Source organism: Variovorax sp. 01T439_2 (assembly GCF_056398445.1).
Map to the genome: position 1 here is coordinate 1 of NZ_JBFTPJ010001211.1, position 1,400 is coordinate 1,400.

The following is a 1,400-nucleotide window of genomic DNA, read 5'->3' on the forward strand; positions in this document are numbered from 1 at the left end:
CACTTCAGCGATGGCGTTTAGGTCATCCACTTCAGCGATGGCGTTTAGGTCATCCTGGCCCAGACGGTGCCCTCTATATTTTGAAGTTCCACTTATGCAAATTTCCAAGCATTCATCTACATACGCATCGGTGGCAATCGAAAGGTCAACAGTAGTCAGATTTTGGTGATCGAAGCTTAATGTGCCACTCAACCTCGCCATGGTAAAAAATGCGACAGTGCCTCTCCACGCAGACAGTGGTTGCCCATGGGCTCCATTTTTTGCTCTGAATTTTCGAACAATGGCGTTTTCCGCAGCGCGTATGAGGTGTGCGACCGTTGGCCAAGCCTTCAGCGGAAAATGGTCGGCGTACACAGCGCCATAAGCTTCCGTAGTGCGCAGGTGCTTCTGACGCAATTTCGATGATTTCGCCGGATTCCGCAGCAAAAGGGCGACAGCCCCGGATGCAAGTGCCAAAGGTGAAATTATGCGCGCTTCGGATCGACCTTCGTTTTTGTGGAAATTCGTCCGCCTCTCGTAATACCAGTCGTGGCGTAAGAGTATTTCTTCGATATTTCGTTGAATTCTGTCGGTTGCATGCAGCGCTGCCGGTTCCACCGTACTCTGATTGTTCGTTGCCCGAATAACCTGGTCGCGTACGCCGTCGTCCCCAGAAACAATCACTTTGACTAGCAAACTGCGATTCTCTGCTTGAACTTTGGAGACGCGTGAAAAGTGCCTGTGAACCGATTCAGTCGTCTGCAGGCCGTTAACTATTTGGATATCCCTGAGCTTCAGGGTTTTGCCGACTAGGGACGCGCTCGTTGCCAGAATCGTTACGCCGTTGTTTAGCCACCAGAAATTCGGTCCGCCTTCACCAGCGAGAGTCTCGGCAATGTCGGCGTTTACTAGATTGGCGCCCAAGAATGCACGGACATTCGAGTCGAACAGGTAGCGGCGTAATTTACCCTTTTCGTCTTGGACAAATTCGCAGTAGTCATTAAGTCTCGATAGGACAACATATCCTTCGTTTCCCGCTGTCAAACATTCCTGCACAGGAAGATCTAACGCGAAGCTTTTAACTTGGCGATATAACTCCACAAGTTCGGTTGATCCCAATGACGAAAATTCTGCGGTGGCACCGCTGAAATATGAGTTCAAAAGGTCGGTCAACTGGTTGGCGCGCGCCTGTATGCTTTCTCCGAGCATTGAGGACTCGCCTCTGCATGCATAGATCACGTTGAAAGCCAGCAACGGTCGATGCAGGGACAACTGGCGAAATGCAGCGACAAACATGTCTCTGCACGAGAGTTCGGAGTTTGGTTTGGATAAGTCGAAAAGCTCTTGTACCGAAGCAAGCATCGCGTCTAAGGGAGCTGAAGCAAGCATCGCGTCTAAGGGAGCTTGCTGGAATGTTGGCC

General features: G+C 50.8%; 1 protein-coding gene. It reads right to left on the reverse strand.

What is annotated here, in order from left to right:
• The coding region (locus AC1DOC_RS33600; RefSeq protein WP_478131562.1) for an AIPR family protein at window positions 1-1,341 on the reverse strand (1,341 nt) is incomplete at its 3' end.
• Between the last annotated feature and the right edge of the window lie 59 nt (window positions 1,342-1,400).